This is a genomic window from Thermodesulfobacteriota bacterium, assembly GCA_040755095.1.
In the GTDB taxonomy this organism is placed as follows: Bacteria; Desulfobacterota; Desulfobulbia; order Desulfobulbales; family JBFMBH01; genus JBFMBH01.
In genome coordinates this window covers 1-2986 of sequence record JBFMBH010000233.1, presented here as the reverse complement: position 1 = coordinate 2986, position 2986 = coordinate 1, and the positions used below count along the sequence as shown (strand labels likewise).

Sequence of the window (2986 nt, the reverse complement as noted above, 5' to 3'; positions counted from 1 at the left end):
GTGGGCCCCAGGGCGGGGCAGGTATGCACCGGCAAGGCCGGGCTGCCCGTACGGGCCGACAAGGGGATGCAGGAGGTGGTAGCGGCCGACTACGATGCCATTGTCATCCCGGGCGGCTACGCGCCGGACCATATGCGCCGGCATCCGGCCATGGTGGCGCTGGTACGGGATTTCGCCCGGGCGGGCAAGACGGTGGCCGCCATCTGCCATGCCGGCTGGATGCTCGCCTCGGCGGACATCCTGCAGGGCAGGACAGTCACCGCCTTTTTTGCCATCAAGGACGATCTGGTGCATGCCGGCGCCACCTTCGTGGATCAGGAGGTGGTGGTGGACGGCAATCTCGTGACCAGCCGGGCCCCTGATGACCTGCCGGCGTTCATGCGGGCGATTCTGGCCCGTCTGGCGGGAGGCTGAGTGGGGGGGCGAAAAAAACCCGCCCCCGGCCGTGGGGGGGGGGTGGCGTTTCGCTGCGGCCGGGGGCGGGGGGAGGGCGCTCAGTGTTCGTGCTCGTGGGCCTGGCCCAGGTCATCCGGGTGGTGCGGCTCCTGATGGGGATGGGGGTGATCGTGGCCGAACTGCCCGTGCTTGTGGGCATGCGAATGGATGATCACCTGGCCGGTGCCGCCGCACTTGACGCAGGTCTTGACGCTGATCTTGCCGATTCCCTTGCATTCCGGACATTCCTCAGCCATGGGAGACCTCCTCTTCCTGTCTGAAGGCCGCCGGTTGCCGGCAGCCGGCGGACTCCTCGCCTGTCTATGCAAAGCAACAAGGATGCCAGGCCACGGGCGCCCGCCCGGCCAGGGCCGCCGCCCGTGGCCCTGCGGTCAGACCGGAAGCTGTCTCGGATAGCAGGACAGATTCCCGGCCCACAGGACTCGGGACTGGGCCTGCCGCTGTTTCGGACGTCAGCCGCCAGGAGGCCAGCCGTCCCCCCCCGACCGGCGGACAAGGCATCTGTCTGGTACGAGTGTTGCTACAGGAAGAGTGTGCGAGGATGGCGGGGCCAAAGCGGAGACATCACCGATGCAGAAAGGAGGATCGCCATGGCCATGGAAGTCAGGGACTACTGTCGGAACCTCGATGCGGAGCTCACCGGCTGGAAGGCGAGACTGTACGATGTGGTCCGGCAGCTGGATCAGAGGTCCACGGGTGACAAGGAGAAGGTCTATACCCAGATCAACGCCCTGCACATCGTGATGACGGAGCTCGAAGACCGGATCGATCAGCTGCGGGTGGCGTGTCCCACCGAGTGGAGCCCGCAGAGAAAAGAGATCGGCGAGAAGATCGCTGATCTCAGCTGCCGCTACAAGGAGGCCCAGAAGGTGGCCTTCGACTACGACTTCGGCGGCTAGCGCGTCAAACCCCCGAACCAGACTGCAAGGGAGGATATGACCATGAAGAGACAGATCGAGATGGAGAACAACCTGATGCTGGCGCACCGGGAGTTCGTCACCCAGCTCACGGCAGCGGTGACCCAGCTGGAGAACGACATCGCCGAAGCCAAGGAGATGACCCACATCTGCACGGATGAGTGGTGCCGGTCCACCGAGAGCGTGATCGATGAGCTGCACAAGGCGGTCTACGCCATCAGCGAGCCACGGTGGGCGACCCCGGAGGATTCGGAGAGGATCCACAGCCTGCGCCGGCGGGTCCGGGATCTGTACCTGAGCTTCACCCAGACCACCACCACCGCCCTCGCTGCCTGACCCACCGCGGACCGCTCCCCGTGTCTGGGCAAGGAGGCCCGGGCTGGCGGGCGGCCAGCAAAATCGAAGGGGCCGCCAGATCCCAATCTGGCGGCCCCTTCCCGCTGGGCGGCTGGTGCAGCCGCGGGCGGTCAGAACTGCTGCTCCAGGACGTTCTTCCGCAGCTGGGCGATGTCCAATCCCAGGGCCACACACTGCCGGCCTTCCATGCAGGCATCGGCGTCCGGCACCTCCAGGTGGTGCTTGAGCTCGTGGTGCCCCTTCTTGAGGTCCACCATCCACACCTTCTTCTGCTCGTCCCAGTCCACATTGACATCGATCCCGCACTCGCCGATGTCGGGATAGAGGGCGGTGATCTTCCGGCACAGTTCCTGTTGGCTATACATGGCTGTATCCTCCCTGTTCCGTTGGCGGCTGGCTTGGCCACGACGCTGTCCGGGGTTGGCTCTTGCCTGTGGCAAGCGACCAAGCGCCTGCCCTTGTCCCCGGGCTCCCACTTTCCAGAAAGTATCAAGATCCATGCCAGCGCCTGGCCCCCGGCCCCCAGCTGGCCGCCCGCCCGCCCCCCGCCGCCGCCGCTCCCATCCCCCGTGCCACTGATCCTGTGTGGCAGGATCATTCCTCTTGCGCAAGACGGGTCCGGGGGCGAGGCTTCTGGACTTTGAGGTGGGACGAAAAAACTTGGCCAGGATCGTTCACCAGCCCGAGTGGTCCTGAGGCCCACCGGCCGTTACGCACCTTCAGCACCAACGTCCCGGCACTCCCGGCCGCCAGGCGATCCCGGCGCAAACAAACAGCCCTTTGGCGGGGGAGCATTTCCCTTGACCAGCAATGCTCCGGAAGGGTAAGAACCATCTGGCGGGTACTCTCGGGGGCGGTAGGGCCCCACATGCGGGAGGCGCCGGGGAGAACGGCACGAGGGCCGCCCCCGGTGGCCACCCCGGCGGGAAGGTCGTAGCCCGTCGAGCGGGGCACAGGACGAAGGGACAGGATGCCTCCTTCGCGGGGCCAAGATCCGGGTGCGGGGTTTCGCCATCAGAGGCGGTCGAGAGGGCTTTGCAGGCGCTGGATGTCCCGGGCCATGACGTGGGTGTAGATCTCGGTGGTCTTGACATCGGCATGGCCCAGGAGATCCTGCACCACCCGGATGTTGACGCCGTTCTCCAGGAGATGGGTGGCGAAGCTGTGGCGGAGGGTGTGGCAGCCGACCTTCTTGTCGATGCCAGCAGCGGCGGTGGCCCTCTTCACCGCCTTCTGGAGTCCGGATTCCAGGACAT

At 66.1% G+C, this 2986-nt stretch carries 6 protein-coding genes; 3 read left to right on the top strand and 3 right to left on the bottom strand.

All coding sequences use genetic code 11. The features are described 5' to 3' along the window. Window positions 1-414: type 1 glutamine amidotransferase domain-containing protein (locus tag AB1634_19210; GenBank protein ID MEW6221642.1), on the top strand; the 414-nt coding region annotated here is incomplete at its 5' end. Window positions 415-494: 80 nt separating this feature from the next. Here AB1634_19210 and AB1634_19205 read toward each other — a convergent pair. Continuing rightward, complete coding sequence (locus AB1634_19205; GenBank protein MEW6221641.1) at window positions 495-692, bottom strand: hypothetical protein; 198 nt, start codon at window positions 690-692, stop codon at window positions 495-497. A 354-nt stretch (window positions 693-1046) separates the two neighbouring features. On the opposite strand from AB1634_19205, the gene AB1634_19200 reads away from it, so the two are divergent. Continuing rightward, window positions 1047-1355 carry a hypothetical protein gene (locus tag AB1634_19200; protein ID MEW6221640.1) on the top strand — a complete coding sequence of 103 codons (309 nt, stop codon included), beginning with the start codon at window positions 1047-1049 and terminating at the stop codon, window positions 1353-1355. 42 nt (window positions 1356-1397) lie between these two features. Continuing rightward, window positions 1398-1709: a hypothetical protein gene (locus AB1634_19195; protein ID MEW6221639.1), complete on the top strand. Its 312-nt coding sequence runs from the start codon at window positions 1398-1400 to the stop codon at window positions 1707-1709. 131 nt (window positions 1710-1840) lie between these two features. Here the strand turns inward: AB1634_19195 and AB1634_19190 are convergent, their stop codons facing one another. After that, window positions 1841-2095: a hypothetical protein gene (locus tag AB1634_19190; protein MEW6221638.1), complete on the bottom strand. Its 255-nt coding sequence runs from the start codon at window positions 2093-2095 to the stop codon at window positions 1841-1843. Window positions 2096-2744: 649 nt separating this feature from the next. Further along, window positions 2745-2986, bottom strand: a 242-nt coding sequence (locus tag AB1634_19185) for a tyrosine-type recombinase/integrase (GenBank protein MEW6221637.1), incomplete at its 5' end; no start/stop codon positions are given.